Annotated in this window: 17 protein-coding genes; 3 read left to right on the top strand and 14 right to left on the bottom strand. The window is 36.1% G+C overall.

Annotated features, from left to right (window positions below):
- The first annotated feature begins 5 nt into the window (after positions 1-5).
- From nagB to murQ, 3 genes are read left to right on the top strand one after another with little or no spacing between them, the layout of a single operon-like run.
- Positions 6-755: a glucosamine-6-phosphate deaminase gene (gene nagB, locus HRJ06_RS01410; RefSeq protein ID WP_174727617.1), complete on the top strand. Its 750-nt coding sequence runs from the start codon at positions 6-8 to the stop codon at positions 753-755.
- Between the two features lie 36 nt (positions 756-791).
- Entirely contained in the window at positions 792-1,517 is a 726-nt protein-coding gene (locus HRJ06_RS01405; RefSeq protein ID WP_174727614.1) for a GntR family transcriptional regulator, read from the top strand.
- Positions 1,518-1,538: 21 nt separating this feature from the next.
- Positions 1,539-2,438 (top strand): N-acetylmuramic acid 6-phosphate etherase, encoded by a 900-nt coding sequence (gene murQ, locus HRJ06_RS01400; RefSeq protein WP_174727611.1) that lies wholly within the window; start codon positions 1,539-1,541, stop codon positions 2,436-2,438.
- 70 nt (positions 2,439-2,508) lie between these two features.
- Here the strand turns inward: murQ and HRJ06_RS01395 are convergent, their stop codons facing one another.
- The 14 genes from HRJ06_RS01395 to HRJ06_RS01330 all read right to left on the bottom strand — a co-directional run bounded on the left by HRJ06_RS01395 (position 2,509) and on the right by HRJ06_RS01330 (position 20,193).
- Complete coding sequence (locus tag HRJ06_RS01395; RefSeq protein ID WP_174727608.1) at positions 2,509-3,696, bottom strand: CoA transferase; 1,188 nt, start codon at positions 3,694-3,696, stop codon at positions 2,509-2,511.
- A gap of 353 nt (positions 3,697-4,049) precedes the next feature.
- Complete coding sequence (locus HRJ06_RS01390; RefSeq protein ID WP_174727605.1) at positions 4,050-5,324, bottom strand: TRAP transporter large permease; 1,275 nt, start codon at positions 5,322-5,324, stop codon at positions 4,050-4,052.
- A gap of 16 nt (positions 5,325-5,340) precedes the next feature.
- A complete protein-coding gene (locus tag HRJ06_RS01385; protein WP_174727603.1) occupies positions 5,341-5,838 on the bottom strand; it encodes a TRAP transporter small permease subunit in 498 nt (165 codons plus the stop codon).
- Positions 5,839-5,882: 44 nt separating this feature from the next.
- Complete coding sequence (gene dctP / locus HRJ06_RS01380; protein ID WP_174727600.1) at positions 5,883-6,980, bottom strand: TRAP transporter substrate-binding protein DctP; 1,098 nt, start codon at positions 6,978-6,980, stop codon at positions 5,883-5,885.
- 303 nt (positions 6,981-7,283) lie between these two features.
- Positions 7,284-8,369, bottom strand: a complete 1,086-nt coding sequence (locus HRJ06_RS01375; protein ID WP_174727597.1) for a TRAP transporter substrate-binding protein — start codon at positions 8,367-8,369, stop codon at positions 7,284-7,286.
- 26 nt (positions 8,370-8,395) lie between these two features.
- Positions 8,396-9,547: an LLM class flavin-dependent oxidoreductase gene (locus HRJ06_RS01370; RefSeq protein WP_174727594.1), complete on the bottom strand. Its 1,152-nt coding sequence runs from the start codon at positions 9,545-9,547 to the stop codon at positions 8,396-8,398.
- Positions 9,548-9,582: 35 nt separating this feature from the next.
- Positions 9,583-10,368: an alpha/beta fold hydrolase gene (locus tag HRJ06_RS01365; RefSeq protein ID WP_174727591.1), complete on the bottom strand. Its 786-nt coding sequence runs from the start codon at positions 10,366-10,368 to the stop codon at positions 9,583-9,585.
- Positions 10,369-10,562: 194 nt separating this feature from the next.
- Entirely contained in the window at positions 10,563-12,452 is a 1,890-nt protein-coding gene (locus HRJ06_RS01360) for a CocE/NonD family hydrolase (RefSeq protein WP_174727588.1), read from the bottom strand.
- Complete coding sequence (locus tag HRJ06_RS01355; RefSeq protein ID WP_174727585.1) at positions 12,383-13,531, bottom strand: LLM class flavin-dependent oxidoreductase; 1,149 nt, start codon at positions 13,529-13,531, stop codon at positions 12,383-12,385. The genes HRJ06_RS01360 and HRJ06_RS01355 overlap by 70 nt, the downstream gene beginning before the upstream one ends.
- Positions 13,532-13,550: 19 nt before the next feature.
- Entirely contained in the window at positions 13,551-14,462 is a 912-nt protein-coding gene (locus HRJ06_RS01350; RefSeq protein ID WP_174727582.1) for an alpha/beta fold hydrolase, read from the bottom strand.
- A complete protein-coding gene (locus HRJ06_RS01345; RefSeq protein WP_174727579.1) occupies positions 14,390-15,538 on the bottom strand; it encodes an LLM class flavin-dependent oxidoreductase in 1,149 nt (382 codons plus the stop codon). Before HRJ06_RS01345 ends, HRJ06_RS01350 begins: the two co-directional genes overlap by 73 nt.
- Before the next feature lie 671 nt (positions 15,539-16,209).
- Complete coding sequence (locus HRJ06_RS01340) at positions 16,210-16,965, bottom strand: IclR family transcriptional regulator (RefSeq protein ID WP_174727577.1); 756 nt, start codon at positions 16,963-16,965, stop codon at positions 16,210-16,212.
- 178 nt (positions 16,966-17,143) lie between these two features.
- Positions 17,144-18,931, bottom strand: coding sequence for a CocE/NonD family hydrolase (locus tag HRJ06_RS01335; RefSeq protein ID WP_174727574.1), 1,788 nt, complete (start codon positions 18,929-18,931; stop codon positions 17,144-17,146).
- A gap of 80 nt (positions 18,932-19,011) precedes the next feature.
- Complete coding sequence (locus tag HRJ06_RS01330; RefSeq protein ID WP_174727571.1) at positions 19,012-20,193, bottom strand: iron-containing alcohol dehydrogenase; 1,182 nt, start codon at positions 20,191-20,193, stop codon at positions 19,012-19,014.
- Between the last annotated feature and the right edge of the window lie 102 nt (positions 20,194-20,295).

The following is a 20,295-nucleotide window of genomic DNA, read 5'->3' as shown; positions in this document are numbered from 1 at the left end:
CCATCATGAAGATTATACCAGCAGAAAGTTATTCCAATTTGAGTGAAATTGCTGCGCTTATTTTGACAGAAAAAATTAAAAATACAAATAAAGTTGTACTCGGAATGGCCACTGGTGGCACTCCTACTAAAACCTATCAGATTCTTGCTGATGATTATAAAAGAAATAAAACCTCCTATCGGCATGTTTCAACTTTTAACCTTGATGAGTACATTGGAATAGACCAAGCTGACCGGAATAGCTATTATTATTATATGGTTGAAAACTTATTTAAATATATTGATATTCCAAGGGAACAAACGCATATCCCTTCTGGCACAGCCGAAAATTTAGAGCAAGAATGTAAAAATTATGAGCAGAAAATAGCTGCTCATGGCGGAATCGATCTTCAGTTGCTTGGGCTTGGAAGCAATGGACATATCGGATTTAATGAACCTGGTACTGCCTTTGATACACTTACCCACGTTGTCGACTTAACGAAGGCCACACGGGAAGCAAATGCAAGATTTTTTAATGGCATTGACGAAGTTCCTACTCAGGCGATAACGATGGGAATTGCAAGCATTATGAAGAGTAAAGAAATTTTGCTGCTCGTAGCTGGAGAAAGCAAAAGCAAGGCACTGGATCAGCTTTTGAATGGTAAAATCGATCCTTCATTTCCTGCATCGATTTTAAGAAACCATCCGAATGTAACGATCGTTGCTGACCAATCTGCCATAAAGCACATCAATATTCCAGCTGAACTGTTAGGATAAAGCTGATAATCCCGTTTTTGATAAAGGAGAATCGAAATGATTGATAAACGTTCCCCCATACCCATTTATCACCAGCTGGAAGAATCGATTAAGCAATTAATTGAAAGCGGACAATTAAACCCTGGTGATGCTCTTCCTTCAGAACGTGAATACTCAGATAAATTTGGAATCAGCAGGATGACTGTCAGACAGGCAATTATAAACCTTGTTAATGACCGGTATCTCTACCGTGTAAAAGGCAAAGGCACGTTTGTCATGGAACAAAAATTCGAACAAAATCTCCATGGCCTGACCAGTTTTACTGAGGATATGAAAGCACGAGGAATGGAACCGAGCAGCAAGCTCATTAATTTCGAGATCATTCCAGCTAATGCAAAATTAGCCTCCCTCCTGCAAATACCTGAATATGGCCCAGTTTATGAGATCCAGCGTATCCGCTTAGCCGAAGATATTCCGATGGCCTTTGAACGGACCTATATTTCTGCAAACCTAGTGCAAGGACTTACAAGTGAAATTGTAAAAAACTCCTTATACAGTTACATTGAAGAAACGTTAAGCATGAAAATTGCCGGTGGAAGACAGGTTATCGAAGCCGCGATAGCCAATGCCGAGGAAGTTAAACTGCTGGAAATACCTGAACATATTCCGGTGTTAATTATGGAGAGAAGCTCAAGGCTTGAAGATAATCGAATTTTTGAAGTAGTAAAGTCAACCTACCGAGCTGACAGATATAAATTCATGATCGACCTTACAAGACCATAAATCCTATCTGGAGTGTGAAATATGGGCAACACGACTGAATCAGTTAACAAAAACAGCTTGAATATCGATGAATTATCATCTATCGACATCGTTAACCTGATGCTCGAAGAAGACCAGGCGATCCACCAGGCAGTAAAACACGCCTTGCCTTCTGTAGCGAAAGCGGTTGACTTAATCGTGAAGCAATGGGAAAAAGGCGGCAGGGTCTTTGTTGCTGGTGCTGGTACAAGCGGAAGGCTTGGTGTCCTGGATGCAGTCGAACTAGGGCCAACCTTCTCTGTTGAAGAGGGCCGCTGGATTGGTATGGTTGCCGGTGGCAAAGAAGCCATGTGGAGCCCTTTGGAACAGCACGAGGATGATGAATTAGTTGTAATAGATGAACTTAAAAGCTACTCATTTAATGAGAATGATATTGTTATCGGTGTTAGTGCAAGCGGCTCAACCCCCTATTCAGTATCCGCAATTAAATACGCGAAAGCATTAGGTGCAAAAGCCATCTCGCTAAGCTGCAATCATAATACCATATCTTCCAAATTGAGCGATTGCGGGATTGAAGTAGTCGTCGGCCCAGAAGTGATCAAAGGGTCCACACGCCTAAAAGCCGGGACAGCCCAAAAGATGGTCTTAAATATGCTTTCAACAGGAGCTATGGTCAAGCTCGGGAAAGTCTATCAAAATCAAATGGTCGACATGCAGTTGATTAACAAAAAACTAGTCAAACGCGCAGAGCATATTCTGATGGAGCTCACTGATATCTCTGAAACTGAAGCAAAACAGCTGATGGCTGAAAGCAATCATGATTTAAAAGCCTCCATCTTTGTCAGCATCACCCATACAAACCTTGATCAGGCCAGACATTTCCTTAAAAAACAAAATGGCCATTTGAAAAAGGCTATAAAAGATTACTTTGAGAGTAATTAAAAAAACCAAGACAGCCTGCTGGCAGTCTTGGCTTTTTACTTATCTTTAGAAAATCAACTAAATATAAAATTCAAATAATATTTCGCTTTTTGAGCTCCGTGATTTTTTCATTCGTAATTCCTAACCCTCGTAAAACTTCTATTGTATGTTCACCAGCCACGGGTGGATATTGAACCATTTTCACTTTTGTCCTCGAAAGCTTAATTGGAGAACCTACAAGATTGATTTTCCCTGCTTCCGGATGCTCCATTTGAATAAGCATACCCCTCTCAGTCACTTGCGGGTTTGTAAACACTTGATCCAAAGTGTTAATTGGACCACAGGGTATATTATGTTCAGAGAATAATTTAATCCAATGATCTCTAGTTTTTGTACGAAGAAAATGTTCTAGCACCTTTCTCAGTTCTTCACGATTTTTCACCCTAGCTTCGTTGATCGAGAACTTCTTGTCCAGTGCTAGCTCTTCAATCCTCAACACCTTACATAAAGATTGAAATTGACCATCATTTCCAATTGTTAGGATTAAATGGCCATCAGAGGTTTTAAATGTTGAATATGGAGCTATATTTGGATGATCGTTGCCTAGTCTTTCTGGAACTTCTTTTGTCATGAGATAACTACTAGCTACATTTGCGAGTGAACTAACCGCTGTATCTAGTAGTGCCATATCTATTTTTTGTCCTTGGCCTGATTTTTCTCGTTCTAATAAAGCTGCTTGAATTGCGATCGCCGAATACAAGCCTGTCAAGATGTCCACCATGGCTACTCCCACTTTTACAGGCCCGCTTTCTTTTGTGCCCGTGATGTCCATAAGTCCGCTCAATCCTTGCACAATAAAATCATACCCAGGCAAGTGACTGTATGGACCCGTTTCCCCAAAACCAGTAATTGAGCAAAAAATTAACTTTTCATTTAAAGCTTTCAAAGTAGGGTAGTCAAGACCCCAATTCTCCATCGAACCAGTCTTAAAATTATGAATAAGTACATCAGATTTTTCAACTAGCTGACGGATAATTCCTCTCCCTTCCTCTGTTTTTAAATTTACCGTTATACTTCGTTTATTCCGATTAGCGCATAAATAATAAGCACTAACTCCTTCCTGAAAAGGTGGTCCCCACCCTCTTGTCTCATCACTTTCTGGCGGGGCCTCCACCTTTATAACATCTGCTCCTAAGTCAGCCATAATCATTGTACAATGAGGACCCGCCAGAACTCTCGTTAAATCTAATATTTTTATACCATCTAATGCACCGTTCACTGATATATCTCCTTTCAGTAAGAGGTTATTCTTATCTACCAAACAGACTTTTGTCGCATAACAATGACTGGCTTAATTGTAATGTTTAATCGATTGATGAAGTCTAAAACCTAGGAACTTTGTTTCTAATATCATCATAAACTAACTTACTTACAAGTAGAATCTTAGTTAACCCGAATTTATAATAGTTTCGCGCACCTATCTCTTATATTTCATCCAAATAATCAAAACAATTATACAAACTTTATTAATTCACTGATATTTCACTCTAAAATCTCTTAGACTGTGTACGAACAGCCTAAGTACTTCTGTGCAAGTAAGTGGAATTCACGTAAAGTTTATAACATCTCTTTTTATAGATTAGGCAAATATAATACTATTTGAGGGAACAAAATTAGAATAAAAATGGTAAGTAGCAAAACACCAATAAATGGCAAGGAACCAACTATAATTTTTTGTACGGATACACCGGAATGTTGACTTGTGATGAATAAATTAATGCCTACTGGAGGAGTAACTAACCCGATCTCAAGCAATAAAACTATGATAACACCCAACCATATAGGATCGTAACCAAGACCTGTGAGCAAAGGATAAACTAAAGGTAATGTTAACAGTAAAGAACCAATTAAATCCAAAAACATTCCTAGAATTAGATAAGTTATAATTACCAATCCTAAAACCGACCACGCGGGTAAACCACTCTGTTCAATAGCATTGATAATTGTATTCCCAACCCTTGTGAGTGCTATGAAGTAAGAAAATAAATGTGCTCCAATAATAATCGTGAAAATCATTGATGTTGATTTAACTGTAAGTTGTAAAGCTTCGATAATTAAATTTACTTTTAACCTTTTCATTGCCAACCCTAAAACTAAAGCACCTGCTGCTCCAAAAGCTGCCGCTTCTGTTGTTGTTGTGATACCAAAAAAGATTAAAGACAACATAAAAATCACTAATACTGCTATTGGCCAAATATATTTTAAGGATGAAAATCTCTCTTTCCATGAATACCTTTCAGTTTTACTGTTATTTTTCACTGCTACAATCACTACTGTAATTGAGAGGAGAGCTGCTAATAATAACCCTGGGAAAATTCCGGCTATTAATAGTTTCCCTATAGAGTTTTCTGTTTGAATGGCATATACGACGAGCGGGATGCTGGGGGGGATCATAACAGCTAATGTACCAGTACAAGAGGCGATTAAACCGGCTGCAAAAGATTCTGAATATCTGGCCTTTACCATTTGGGGAACAGCAATTTGTGACATTATTGATGTTGCTGCAACACTAGACCCAGATAGTGCTCCAAATCCAGCGCTAGAAAATACAGTTGCTAAACCAGCACCACCTGGAGCATGACCAACCCATTTTAAAATGCAATCAAATAGATCCTCAGCTACTCTGCTTTTTGAAATAAAATGCGCCATTAAAATAAATAAAGGTACTGTGGTAAGGCTAAAACTATTAACACTTCGGTAAACAGCGGTTGATAACATTCCATTTAATGAATCAAATCCTGAAATTACAATAATTCCTCCAGACCCAACAATTAAAAGCACAAACCCTATTGGTAACCCGATTAACAAAAGGATGAGTAATAAAACCAAAAAGCTGAATGCAATCATAATATCACCTCTCTTTTTATTTAAATTCTTTCTTACCTTGTAAGATACTTATTGTTTCTAAAATAAGCCTTAGGGTTAGCAAAACTAATCCTAATGTTATTATCATTAATGCAGGGGCTAACGGATAGTTGAGCGTGCTGACAGTTCGAATATCTTCAGTAAAAAATTCTATTCCTTTATTGAAGTTTGCAAGTACAGTCATAATTAATACTGGAATAATAAATAGATTACAAATGACCTTTAAAATTCCATTTATTCTGTTTGAAAATTTACTCTGTAACAACTCAACATTGACATGCCCACCAATCTTATAGGTGTAGCTAATCGCGAGAAATACGATTAATACCATAAAATATTCTCCTGTAATTTCCATGGTTCCTGGTATAGGGCTATTAAAGAAGGCTCTAGCGACAACATCAGATACAATCCATATCATTAGCAAAAACAGTGCCAAACCAGCTATAATATTTAATAATTTATCTATCTTATCGAGAGATCTTTTTATCCATTCCACTTTTGTCCCTCCTTTAAATTTATCTAACTTTCAAAAAGAAAGTATTAGTCATGTTCCTTTAATGCTTCTTTAAACATTTCATATGCTTGGATAAATTCCTTACTGTCTTGTTCTTTTAACCAACTCTTATTAAACTCATTTGCAGCATCTTCCCAATGTTTCGATTCATCTTCTGTTAAGTGATGAATTGTTATTTCTTCAGATTCATCCCATTCTTTTATAACTCTTTCATTCTCTTTGTCACTATTGTTTTTTGAATACGTCCCCGTAATTTCATCTCCTGCTTGAATAATCGCTTTCTGTACATTTTCGGGAAGACCTTGATATACATCCTCGTTAATCACAAACCCCACTAAACCTCCGCCAAAACGCGCTCCTTCTGTTCCATAAGTTAGCAACTCCCCAAGCCCATACGAGTTGAGTGTCGATGCAAACATATGTAGGACATCAAGTATCCCTTGGTCAAAGGCTTCATACATGTCAGGAGTATTTACAAAAACAGGTGTAGCACCCAGATATTCTAGAAATTTATTTGTTACTCCTCCTGACGCTCTAACTTTTAAACCTTTCAAATCATTAGGCACATTAATTTCTTGACCTTTTGTCCAAAACTCTGCCTGTCTTACCATAGTTGTGATAATTGGACGAACATTATTGCTTAAGTAATCAGTTTCAAGTATGGGAGATTCATTAACAATACTGTGATAATTCACTGACCCTTGATGTCCAGTTTTATATAAACCCGGCATACCAGTCAACGCGCTACCTATTGGCATTTTACTTGGGTAAAAAAGAGGACCGTAGTAAGCAATATCTGTTGCACCATCTTTAGCTAGATCTAAAAGGTCTCCAGTTTTACCTAATTGCTCAGCAGGATAAAATTCAAATTGGACTTGACCATTTGTTAATTCAGTTACCCTATCCATAAAAGGTTCCATAACTCCTTTGGTATAAGGTGCATTGGCAGGAGATGAGGATGCAAATTTAAGGGTGATTTTTTCTTCTATTTCTGCCTTACTTGTACTTTTTGGGTTTTGTTTACTGTTTTCGCTAGTAACTTCATTTGTATTTGAATTACACCCTGAAACAACTAGAAATACAGCTAGAATGATACCAATAATACTAATAGACTTAGTTGTCATATTCCTATTCCTCCCTTTAACGACCATAACTGTAAAGAATTGAACATGTTAGGAGCCGAGTTATATTTGTAAGGATAAAAATTAAATTTCAAGTGTGTATTTTAAGTTCAGAACATCTCTGATAAGGATAATATAGCTAATTTATAGCCAACCTTACTTGTTAGCGCTTTCATAATATGTGATAAGGAGAATTACTGTTGAACATAAAATCCTATAACTCTAACATGTTCAACAGTAAAAAATTCTAATTTTCAACCTTGGTTATCTGACTTCTATTATCTATAGGGGGAGTTTTTATAATGGTTATTTCTCGTATTTCTTCAGAAGTTCTTTATACTTTTCAAGCGTCTGTATTAACTCCCTATTATCCTGTTTATCTAACCATGCTTCCTCAACCTTGGCAGCTGCATTTCTCCATGCTTCCTGTTCTGCTTCAGTTAATTCTACAAGATTCATATCTGCTTTTTTCCACTCCTCAATTATGTTTGAATTATCCTCATCACCATATGCAGAATAGTTATCTACAATTTCATCACCTGCTTGAATAATCGCCTCTTGGACATTTTTAGGTAATCCCTGATACACTTCCTCATTTATTACAAAGCCCACTGCAGAAGCTCCGAAATTTGCACCTTGAGTTCCATAGCCAATTAATTCATCTACCCCATAAGAATTAAGAGTGGATGGAAACATATGGAGAACCTCTATAATTCCTTGGTCAAATGCTTCATACATATCTGGTGTGTTGACTGCTACTGGTGTTGCACCTAATAATTCAAAAGTAAAATTGGAGATCCCGCCTGAGCTTCTAACTTTTTTGCCTTTTAGGTCATCTGGTGTCCTGATTTCTTTTCCTCCTGTAAAGAAATCATAAGGTCTTGTAACAGAAGTAATTACTGGCCTTACTCCATTATTTAAAAAATCAACTTCTAACATAGGACTTTGTTTTACAAGCTCATGTAAAGCCATCGAACCTTGATGTGACGTTTTGCTCAAGTACGGTATTCCAACCATCGAACTTCCAATTGGCATTTTACTTGGATAAAAAGGAGATCCATAATACGCTATATCTGTTGCTCCGTTTTTAACTAAATCTAATAAATCGGCAGCTTTTCCTAATTGTTCAGCAGGATAAAACTCAAACTGAACTTGATTATTAGTCAATTCAGTAACCCTTTCCATGAATGGTTCCATCGCCCCTACTGTGTATGGGGCATTGGCTGGAGATGCAGAAGCAAATTTCAATGTAATTGTATCCTTACTCTCATCCTTATTACTCGGTGTTTCCCCACCATTAGTATCATTACTAACCTCATTTGATCCACAACCAGAGATAATCAAAGCTATTAATAACATTAAAACACCCATCAAGATCTTTTTATAATTCATCTTTAGAAACCCTCCCTTTAACTTAGTTATTGACCCAAGTTTTGGATATGCGGTAATACTTCTCTCCCAAATAAGTCAATATTCTTCATCACTTTCCAATGAGGCATATTGCCTGTATGCATGGTTAAATTCAGTACACCAAATCCCATTTCCTCATGAAGCTCGGTAAGCCTTTGTCTCACCGTTTCAGGAGAACCGTATGTGATGTTTCCCTCTTCAAACATCTTTTCCATAGTTCTATCAGCTCGGCCTTCTCTTGACGCTAAAATTTTTTGCATCGAGTGATCAGCTAGATAACCTGGAGGAAAATGTAAATGTTTAGACTCTGTAAAGTGCTTATCAAAGAAAAATTTCACATGCTCTTCAAATTCTTGCCTTGCCTTTTCATCGGTCTCAGCAACATATACTTTGTTAGACCAGCAAAGTTGACTAGGTTGTGCAGTGTATCCAAATTTCTCCTCGGCAATTTGGCGATAATCATTAAAGGTTTTGACAGCTGAATCTTTACCTAGGGCAGTCATTGCGTATGTGTAACGATGTTCGGCTGCGAACTCAACAGTATCGATGCTTCCTGCAGATGGTGTCCAAATTGGGGGATGTGGATTCTGAATTGGTCTTGGCCAAATGTTTACATATGGAAAGTCGTAATATTTCCCTCTAAATTCAAAAGGTCCTGGCTCTGTCCATGCTCTTTTAATGAGATCGTGAGCTTCAAAAAATCTTGCCTTTGAGTCAGCGGGATTGACATTTCGAAAACTAAAATACTCAGCACCAACGCCTCTAACAAAACCAGAGATAATTCGACCTCCACTAATTACATCCAGCATTGCAATCTCTTCTGCCACTCTTTGTGGAATGTCATGTAGTGGTATAATATTTCCTAATATCGCTACCTTCGTGTTTGTTCCTTTTGTTGCTTGTGTTAAGATCGCTGCGATTAAATTAGGAGATGGCATGTTCCCGTACGCATTTTGGTGGTGTTCATTAACCGCAACCCCATCAAACCCCATACTTGCTGAATACTGAATTTGTTCTAAAAACTGATTATAATATTCATGACCTTTTTCCGGATTATAATATGAGTTTGGAAAGGTTACCCATGAAGTGTCGTAATTATCGCGAAAGTCATCTGGCATATCCATATATGGCATTAAGTGCATCGCAAAGACTTCAACCATAGTTTTTCCTCCTATTCTATAAATCTGCTCTTATATCAAACTGTTAAAAAGTTCTGTATAATCCCAATACACTGTTCTTCTTGCTCCACATGAGGTATATGTCCACATTTCTGTAATATATAGAGTTTTGCGTTTTGAATATGCTCTTCGAATACTTTCCCGTGTTCAACCGGAAGCACTTCATCATTTTCTCCCCATATAATGCAAGTAGGAGCAGTAACATAACGAAGTAAGAAAGGGAACTTTCTGTTATCGCTCTTTTCCCAAGTTAATCTAGCAAACATGGTTAAGTTCTTAACCTCAATACTTTTCTCTTCTTCACTTTTTTCCTTTCTTAACATGTCCTCTGCATATTTTGGGTTATAGAAGTAAAGTGCAGGTCTCTTTTCAGGTTGATGAATAAAAATATCTGTTCGCTTAACCCCTTCAATGTATAATCCAGAAGCAGAAATCAACACTAATTTATTGACACGATGCGGGTGACTTATTGCAAATTCTACTGCCATTCTTCCTCCTAGTGAATGCCCTACTAAGTGAACTTTATCAAGAGAATAATGATCTAAAAAGTCTCGATAAAAGTAATTATAATCAGTAAAATCAATGAAACGTTCTTCTTTCTTTTCTGATAAACCAAAACCCGGGTGATCAACTAAGTAGACTTTGTAATTCCTAGCTAGTTCTTCAAAGGTTTTAAGAATAGACGTTATTCCACCTGCTCCATGCATCCATAACAATGGCTCTCCTTCCCCAGCAGTATATACGTGAGTTTTCACACCGCTTATCTCGACTATTTCCTCAATAAAAGATACTGTTTCTTTCATATCCAAACCACCTCGCCAGTTTTTTCTCTTAATTTTAAGATTCGATCAATTTCGTATATGAACAGCAGTTTCATACTTAAAATTATTATAACACTTCAACAAGCATACAAACAGAATAAATATAGAATATTCAGAAAAATGTTTCGTCACAATATTATCTTTTTTTATAAAAAATGATAGGAAACTGTTTATTCCTAAGCTTTAGGAATTACGGGTAGAACAACATGACTAGCGTGCTTTTCATTATGGTATACCATTTGATTTGCTACTTTCATTTTACTCCCCTTAGAATGTTCTACTCCTGTATTCAAGTTACGGCTATAACATGGAAAATTACTAGATGAAATTTCTAAACGTATGCTGTGACCTTGCTTAAAGAGATTGCTTGTAGCTGCTAGATCTATTTCATATTCATATATTTCATTAGGTATTATAAAACATGGTGATTTATAGGAATTTCTAAAACTTGTTCGTATAATACCGTCTTGTAAATTTTGAGCAAACCCACCTGGATGTACATCAACTAATTTAGCCGTAAAATCTGTGTCCACCGAATCTGTGGAAGCCCATAAAATTACCTTTAGCGGTCCTGTAATCTCCAAGTCATTTAAAAGTGGCTCACTTGTATAAACCAATACATCTTCCCTCTCTTCCACTACTTTTTGATTTCGTGGACCAGGATTCATACCAAGCGGTAGAATACTCCCCCCCATAGATGGGACAGGTTTTTCAGGATTATAGATAAATCTATCTGGAAGTTCATATGATGGTTGCTCCATTGAAAGAACTCCATTGCCCCTAAGAGTATTAGCTTTACCTGAACTGTGGAGATACCACTTTATATATCTGGTCTCCTTTAGCGGCCATTTAGTTGTTTTTCGCCATTGGTTCTCACCCATGACAAAATATTGAACGGCTGGCTCATTTTCAATAGGGGCGGCTGAACCTTTTAGCCAATAATCAAACCACTGAAGATGAAGAGCGTTAAGCTTATCCCGATATTCTGCTTCATTTCCAAAATCTAATTCTCCAACCTTTTGGGAATACATTCCATGGCTCCATGGCCCCATAACTAAACGTTGATAAGCTACATTGTTAGAAAAACCCTGAAAATTTTCTAGTGTATGTTTTGTAAATAAGTCATACCACCCCCCAATGTGGAGCATAGGTATCTTAATTCGTTTGTAGTACTGAGTTATATCATACTTCTCCCAATAATCTCCATCCTTCCATAGCTTAAGCCAATCAAAAAAATATGCTGCAATTTTCTTTGGTATTGGAAGATTTTCTAAAGGTAAAGTTAGAAGGACTCTTTGCATGTTCTTTTGTAATTCATTAGTTTTTTCAAATATTACTTTGGAGTCAGAAAACCTAGAGAATGATATATGGTGTAATTCATCCAAGCCTTCTAAGACATCTAATATAGATCCTGGCAGCTCAATATTATTTTTTTTTGCTGTATCTTGTATCATCATTAATGTCCAACCTATATAACTAACTAGTCTAAAAACTCCTCCTTCATATACATATCCATCATACCGAAGTGAGTTTGTTATAGCTGGGCAAATAGTGATTAAATGGGGGGGTTGTGAGACAGCAGCAAGCAACTGTGTAATTCCTCCATAAGAACCCCCATACATTCCTATTTTACCTGTACACCAAGTTTGTTTTGCAGCCCACTCAACGGTATCATAGCCATCAAGAACATCATTATGATATAGATCAAATTCACCGTTAGAGGCAAATCTTCCTCTCGTATCCTGTACTAGGACTGCATATCCATTGGCGGCTGCCATTTCAGGTGGAAAAAGCTTTTTATAAACCTCTTCTTTATTATATGGTGTACGTTGGATGAGACAGGGATATTGGCATCTTTCATCACGGGGCAAATATAAATCTGCTCGTAACGTAACTTGATCCCGCATTGTTATTTCCACATTTCTTTTTATTACCGTATCGTTTCCTAACAAGCTAATTAACTCCTTACCTCTTTTAAAAGTTGTTTTAACTATTTTTATATTAGCTTTTGAATATGTGGTAACACATAACGACCGAATAATTCTGTATTTTTCATTACTTTCCAATGCGGCATATTCCCATTGTGCAAACCGATATTCAACACACCAAATCCCATTTCTTTATGAAGTTCTGTTAAACGTTGTCTTACTGTCTCAGGAGAACCAAATGTAATATTCCCCTCTTCGAACATCTGTTCCATCGATTTTCTAGCTCGATTTGCTCTCGAATTCATCATTTTCTTCATAGAACTATCATTTAAGTACCCAGGTGGGAAATGTAAGTGCAAAGAACCATTAAAAAAATGATCAAAAAAGAAGTTAATATGTTCTTCGAATTCTTCTCTTGCCTTCTTGTCGGTTTCGGCTACATACACTTTAGTAGACCAACACAATTGACTTGGTTCAGCCTTGTAACCAAACTTTTCTTCGGCTACTTGACGATATTCATTAAAAGTTTTTATAGCCTCCTCCTTCCCAAGTGAAGTCATCGCATAGGTGTAACGATGCTTGGCTGCAAACTCTACTGTATCACTACTTCCTGCGGAAGGTGTCCATATTGGTGGATGCGGATCTTGAATAGGTCTAGGCCAAATGTTTACGTATGGAAAGTCATAATATTTCCCCCTAAACTCAAACGGCCCTGGTTCCGTCCATGCTCGCTTAATTAAATCATGAGCTTCAAAAAACTTTTCTTTTGAATCACCTGGATTAACATTCCGGTAACTGAAATATTCTGCGCCGACTCCTCGAACAAATCCCGAAATAATTCTTCCCCCACTTATGACATCTAACATTGCAATCTCCTCTGCTACCCTTTGAGGTATATCATGAAGTGGTATTATATTTCCTAGTATAGCAACTTTTGTTTTCATACCCTTTGTCGCTTGAGTAAGTATGGCTGCAATTAAGTTAGGTGAAGGCATATTACCATATGCATTTTGGTGATGCTCATTAACTGCAATTCCATCAAAGCCTAATTTTGCGGAGTACTCAAGTTGTTCGATAAATTGTTTATAATAATCATGTCCCTGTATGGGGTCATAATAAGAATTCGGAAAGGTTACCCACGATGTATCATAATTGTCATGAAAATCATCAGGCATATCCATGTATGGCATCAAATGCATTGAGAATACTTCAACCATGTGCTCAACTCCTTATTTACTAGTTTGAGTTTTCTAAAAAGCTTTTTATGATTTGTGTACACTGTTCCTTTTGCTCAACTTGTGGAATATGTCCACAATTTTTAATCATATGAAGTTCAGCTTTTTGTATATACTTTTTAAATGCCTTCCCATGTTCCACCGGAAGTATTTGATCATTCTCCCCCCAAATCACACACGTTGGAGCAGTGATATAACGGAGGAGAAAGGGAAACTTTCTGTTATCATCTTTTTCCCACGTTAATCTAGCAAACATAGTTAAGTTTTTCACCTCTATACTTTGCTCTTCTTCACTTTTTTCTTGATTTAACATCTCCTCTGCATATTGTTTGTTATAGAAATAGAGTGAAGGTCGCTTTTCGGGTTGATGAATAAATATATCCGTACGTTTAACCCCTTCAATATAAAGTCCGGATGCTGATATTAGAATTAGTTTTTTGACACGATGTGAATGACTTATGGAAAACTCTAGTGCCATCCTTCCACCCATCGAATGACCTACTAGGTTAATCTTATCCAAAGAATAGTGATCTAGGAAATCACGATAAAAGTAATTATAGTCTGTAAATTCTGTAAAACGATCCTCCTTTTTTTCTGATTGACCAAAACCTGGGTGATCAATTAGGTAAATTTTGTATGCGCTTACAAGTTCGTTAAAGATTTCAGGAATTGTAGTAATTCCTCCTGCTCCATGAAACCATAATAATGGTTCACCCTCCCCTGCTGTATAAACATGGGTTTTCACATCACCAATTTCCACGATTTCATCTTTAAAATGTACAGTTTCATTCATTTTTGCACCTCCAATAATTTCAAAAGCATTAATAACATGGTAAGTACTTATTCTCCTAATTTTTGAATATGAGGTAAAACGTGTCTTCCAAATAAATCTATACTCTTTACTGTTTTCCAATGTGGCATATCTCCTGTATGCATAGAGAGATTTAGGACTCCGAAACCCATTTCTTGATGAAGTTCTGTTAGCCTTTTTTTCACAGTCTCAGGTGAGCCAAACACGATATTACCGTCATCAAACATTTGTTCCATCGTTCGTTTTGTTCTACTCGCTCTACTCCCCATCATTTTTTTTAATTGTTCCTCTTTTACATATCCCGGAGGAAAATGTAAGACTAAAGAACTGTTAAAAAATTGTTCGAAGAAAGAGGTTACATGACTTTCAAATTCGTCCCGAGCTTTTTCATCTGTCTCTGCAACATAAACCTTAGTTGACCAACACAGTTGACTTGGTTGTGCTCTATAACCAAACTTTTCCTCAGCTAGTTGTCGATATAAATTAAATGTTTCTATGGCATCCTCTTTACCTAATGCTGTCATTGCATATGTGTATCGATGCTTTGCTGCAAATTCAACAGTATCTTTACTCCCAGCAGAAGGTGTCCAAATTGGTGGTGGATCTTGGATTGGACGCGGCCAAATGTTAACGTACGGAAAATCGTAATATTTACCTCTAAATTCAAAAGGACCAGTTTCTGTCCAAGCACGTTTAATCAAATCATGAGCTTCAAAAAACCTTGCTTTTGAATCTGAGGGGTTTACATTTCGATAACTGAAGTATTCTGCTCCTACGCCTCTTACAAACCCAGAAATAATTCTTCCACCGCTTATAACGTCTAACATTGCAATCTCTTCTGCTACACGCTGAGGTATATCATGGAGTGGTATAATGTTTCCTAAAATGGCAATCTTGGTATCCATCCCCTGAGTTAAATTGGCTAGGATTGCTGCGATTAAATTGGGAGATGGCATATTGCCATAAGCATTTTGATGATGTTCATTCACCGCAACACCATCAAAGCCTATATCTGCGCAAAGTTTTAATTGTTCAATGAATTGATTATAAAAGCTATGTCCTTTCTGTGGATCGTAATAGGAATTTGGAAATGTAACCCATGATGTTTCATAATTTTCACTAAAATCCTCTGGCATGTCCATATATGGCATTAAATGCATTGCAAAAACTTCGACCATTTTTATACCTCCTACTTAATTGATATTTTTTAATCATGAAGTTACTAAGCTACTTATATAAGTCCTTTCAAGTTTCATATATGGTACTCAGTTCCTTACATAAAACTATAACACATTATATTAACTGTAGTCCAACAAAATACCAAATATTCAGATATATCTTATTACATTTAGCACTTTATCTAGTTTCTGGCCCATTGATTTATGTTGTTAAAGGGAACAATATAGTTTTTACTTGTGGGGTACGGAAGGTTAAAATCGGAGTTAGTGAAGATAAAATTTAAAGACAATAAAATAAAATAATTTACTAAAGTGGCAGCTTCGTTCTGTTCACAAAAAATTAGTTTTTAAAACGTCTTTTGGATCTTAAGGAGGAAAAATTCTAAAAGTTAAAATTTGTGCAGTAATAGAACAATATAAACAAAGAATCTAAATAACTTTTGAACTGGTATGGTTCTAAAAAACAAAGTAGACTTACCGATAGTTATAAACCATTATTAATATCTTACGATTTATATTCTTATCTACATTTTGATTGGAGGAAATTTTTTATTATTTATGTATTTCCTTTGGTTTTACCCACAATAAACAAACAATTTCCTCCAGCTGAAATGTTTAAGAGTTTTTTTATTTACTTTTCTAGAATTGTTTATCTTTATTTAGATCATTACTTATTGAAATTCACTAAACTCTTCAGCAACTCTTTTAACATGCGCTCCAACACTATTAATGTCGCTTTCATCCATTAGTGACGCAATCCCTATGCAAGCTATAACTAGTATTATTTCACCCTTGATATTAAAAACAGGTGCAGAAATGACATTTACACCTAAAATATACTCCTCGCGACTAACTGCATATCCTACTTTTTTTATCTTTTCTAAATTTTTTTTGTACTCTTCAGTATCAGTTATTGTAAATGGAGTTAGTTTTCTTAATTTGTTAATATAAATTTCCCTTTGCTGTTCATCGCCATAAGCCAAAAACCATTTCCCGTAGGATGTCTCTGTTATATAAAATTGTTTTCCAACTGTTACTGCTACCCTTATCCCCCCCTCCATTTGTTCCTTTTTTGCGATATTCATTAACCGATCATCACTAATTTTATTTACTAAAACACTTGTCAGTGATGTATGCTTTGCTAGTTCGTTTAAAAAGGTTTTCCCTCTGGAAATATAATCTATTTCTTCACTTGCTTGGTTTCCAAGAGCAACAAGAAATGGACCTAAGCTATATTCTTTTGAAGTTTCATCATAGGAAACAAACTTGGACTTTTCTAAAGTCTTTAAAATCCTCATACAAGAGCTCTTATTCATAGATAGATTTTGACTGATCTCAGACAAACTTCGATTTTCTTCATTATTGGATAAATATTTCAAAACCTCAATAGCTTGATTGACTGCAGGAACCTGATAATCATTTGTCATCTTTAATACTCCTTAACAATTAGTTATTCATATATAATAAAAACAAAAAATAACTGTGATAACTCTAATAAGTGGCTAAAAAAAGAGCAAACGATTAAAGAATCACAGATATTTACCTTTCCTTTATACGGCTTATTACTTTAATTTTGGATACACCGTGAGTATAGACCGTTTAAATTCACTTTGTTCTCGGAATGACTGGTAAAATAATATGACTAGGACGCGTCCAGTCATGATATATTTTCTGATGTGCAACCTTTATATTATGGCTCAAATGGTGCTCTGATCCTGTATTTAAATTTCTACTATAGTGTGGAAAGTTACTTGAGGAAATTTCTATTCTGATCCTGTGACCCTCTTTAAATAGATTACTAGTTGCACTAAGATTAATTTCATATTCATACACTTCGTGGGGCTTAATCAGTCTAGGATTCCGATTTGATTCTCTAAAACTAGTACGAATAATTCCATTTTGAATATTTTGCGCAAAACCATCAGGGTGAACATCAATGAGTTTGGCAGTAAAGTCTGTTTCAACTGCATCTGTTGAGGCCCACAACTTTACGAGTAAGGGACCAGTTATTTCTAAATTAACTTCTAACGGTTCACTTGTATATACTAAAACATCTTCTCTTTCCTCAATTTCTCGTTGGTCTCGAGCACCCGGGTTCATACCAAGTGGTAAAATATTACCACCCTTTGATGGAACAGGGTTAATTGGATTATAATCAAAAGAATCTTCAGGCTCAATAATGGGATGTGTTTTTGATAAGACCCCATTACCATTCATTGTATTTGCATTACCACTACTGTGAAGATACCATTTAACATATTCTGTCCGCTTTAACGGCCATTCATTTTCGTTTCGCCAACAGTTTTCTCCCATAACAAAAATTTGTATAGGTGCTTCTTGTTCAATTGAATGGTCCATATCTTTCAGCCAATATTCAAACCATCGCTGGTGAAGGTCAGCCAACTTCACTCTCCATTCTGCATTTGGACCAAAGTCAACTTCACCCACATTTTTAGAAAACATTCCATGGCTCCACGGTCCCATAACTAGTTTTTGATAAGCCGATCCTCCTGAAAATCCTTTAAAATTTTCGATGGTATGGCGATCAAACATATCATACCATCCACCTAAATGAATCATAGGTATACTTATCTCATTATAATACTTTGTTATATCTAGTTGTTTCCAATATTCATCATCTTTCCAATGTTGTATTCTTTCAAAGAAGTATTGTCCTAACTCTGTAGGTATAGGTATATCTTCTAATGGTAGTGTACGTAAGACTTGATCCATAATTTTTTGAACTTCATCTGTTTTCTTAAACACATCTTCAGGATCAGAATCGCTTGAAAAAGAAATATGATGCAATTCATCTAAGCCTTTGAAAACATTCAGTAAAGAGTCTGGTAATTGGATACCCTTTCGCTTTGCTGTATGCTGAATCATGACCAGTGTCCAGCCTAACAAATTTATTAATTTAAATGCACCTCCACTGTATGCCCAGCCATCAAAACGTAAAGAACTCGAAATTGTGGGGAAAATCGTCACTAGATGTGGAGGTTTTTCAGTGGCAGCAAGTAACTGTGTTGCACCTACATATGACCCACCATACATTCCAACCTTTCCATTGCACCACGGTTGTTGGGCAGCCCACTCTATAGTATCAAAACCATCTTTGGCATCATCTTGATATGGTTTAAATTCACCATCTGATTCAAAACGACCTCTGGTATCTTGCACTAATACAGCGAAACCTTTTGATGCAGCCATCATAGGAGGAAATGACTTTTTATAAACTTGACTTTTATCATAAGGAGTTCTTTGGATTAAACAGGGGAATGCCTCACTACTCCTATCAGGAATATATAAATCTGCACGTAACACTGTTTGGTCCCTCATTAGTATTTCAATATTTTTTTTCACCAGAATTTTATCATTCTGTAGTGATTTCAAAATGTTCCCTCCCTTGTTTATTAACTATAAATTAAATTTTCAATTTTTCAATCTGTAGTCTGTGTATATCATGGCTTTTATTACCAAGATTTCATTAACAATATTTTCAATTTTTTTTCTAAATCTTCAATAGATAATAAAAGGCTATGGTCTTTCATTTTTATTTCAGATAGAATATTTTTTAGGACCTTTTCCAGACTTTCCTTAGAAACATTAAAATCTCGTAATTGAGAGGGGATTTCTAACTGATTTACTAAATTCCGAACCAGTTGAGAGGAATGGGTGGCCTTTTTTTCATTGGAATTTATATTTCCCACGAGTCCTGCTTCATTTAATGTTTGAAAAATGGCTAACTGCTCTTTTTCACTATAAGGAAGCATAAAATCCATGACATTCGCCAACATAATAGCTGATGTTACTCCGTGAGGTATACCATAAAATGCCCCTAATTGGTGGCCAATCATATGAGATAAGCCCATTTTTGTGTTTACAACTGTAAAGAATGACATCCATGCCCCTAATTGGCATTGTAAGCGGTAATCTAGATTTGTAGGATTCTCCTTAACCATTGGCAAGTATTGAAATAAATAAGTAAGTGACTTTAAAGCCAAAGCATGATTTACTGGACTTTCAATTGGTGAATATACCGTTTCAACAGCATGATCAACGGATCTCATGCCTGTACTAATCCAAAAGTCAAGGGGTGTATCTATGCTAAAGGTGGGATCGAGAAAGATTTGGCTTGGCGTTATAGCTGTATTATATATACCATATTTCATTCCTTTTGTTTCATCACTAAAACCACCTACACCTGAAAATTCAGCTGCGGACAACGTGGTAGGAATGGCTAAATGAGGGAGTAAAGGATTCTGTTGCACTTGGGAGCGATTATTTATTGCATAATTTATTAATTCTTCTTTTGTATCTATTGCATAACCTAGCATCGCCGACATTATCTTTGCTGAATCAATAGAACTCCCTCCCCCAACGCTAATAATAAGATCTGGACTAAACAATTTTACTTCAGAAAACTTTCCCACTAATGTATCTATAGGGACATGTTGTTTGGATTTATATATATAGATAGAGTAATCACTACATAATTCTAGTAAATTATTAAAAGATTTAGTCCCTATTAGACTTTCTGTCGTGACAATGAGTATTTTTCTTGAGCAATATTTAATTATTTCGTCGACTAAGTTTTCGCAAACCACGCCTTCCCCATACCACACCTTCTCATATGGTAAGTTTTGATAAACCATATTATTCTCACTTCCTTTATGTTATGTCAATATACTCTCAAATCTAAGTATTTATTCCTGAAATCTAGGTCGTAAGGAAACGCTTTCATTTTTAAGATTTTC

The organism is Mesobacillus harenae (genome assembly GCF_013343715.1).
In the GTDB taxonomy this organism is placed as follows: Bacteria; Bacillota; Bacilli; order Bacillales; family Cytobacillaceae; genus Mesobacillus_A; species Mesobacillus_A harenae.
Note: the sequence above shows the minus strand (reverse complement) of the source record. Positions and strands in the feature narration are given on the sequence as shown.

Excerpts from the sequence above, each read along its gene's own strand:
- HRJ06_RS01375 (WP_174727597.1), bottom strand. The coding sequence starts at position 8,369 with ATGAATTATAAAAAGATCTTGATGGGTGTTTTAATGTTATTAATAGCT.
- HRJ06_RS01340 (WP_174727577.1), bottom strand. The coding sequence starts at position 16,965 with ATGACAAATGATTATCAGGTTCCTGCAGTCAATCAAGCTATTGAGGTT.
- nagB (WP_174727617.1), top strand. The coding sequence starts at position 6 with ATGAAGATTATACCAGCAGAAAGTTATTCCAATTTGAGTGAAATTGCT.
- HRJ06_RS01355 (WP_174727585.1), bottom strand. The coding sequence starts at position 13,531 with ATGGTTGAAGTATTCTCAATGCATTTGATGCCATACATGGATATGCCT.
- HRJ06_RS01365 (WP_174727591.1), bottom strand. The coding sequence starts at position 10,368 with ATGAAAGAAACAGTATCTTTTATTGAGGAAATAGTCGAGATAAGCGGT.
- murQ (WP_174727611.1), top strand. The coding sequence starts at position 1,539 with ATGGGCAACACGACTGAATCAGTTAACAAAAACAGCTTGAATATCGAT.
- HRJ06_RS01370 (WP_174727594.1), bottom strand. The coding sequence starts at position 9,547 with ATGGTTGAAGTCTTTGCGATGCACTTAATGCCATATATGGATATGCCA.
- HRJ06_RS01345 (WP_174727579.1), bottom strand. The coding sequence starts at position 15,538 with ATGGTCGAAGTTTTTGCAATGCATTTAATGCCATATATGGACATGCCA.
- dctP (WP_174727600.1), bottom strand. The coding sequence starts at position 6,980 with ATGACAACTAAGTCTATTAGTATTATTGGTATCATTCTAGCTGTATTT.
- HRJ06_RS01330 (WP_174727571.1), bottom strand. The coding sequence starts at position 20,193 with ATGGTTTATCAAAACTTACCATATGAGAAGGTGTGGTATGGGGAAGGC.
- HRJ06_RS01390 (WP_174727605.1), bottom strand. The coding sequence starts at position 5,324 with ATGATTGCATTCAGCTTTTTGGTTTTATTACTCATCCTTTTGTTAATC.
- HRJ06_RS01405 (WP_174727614.1), top strand. The coding sequence starts at position 792 with ATGATTGATAAACGTTCCCCCATACCCATTTATCACCAGCTGGAAGAA.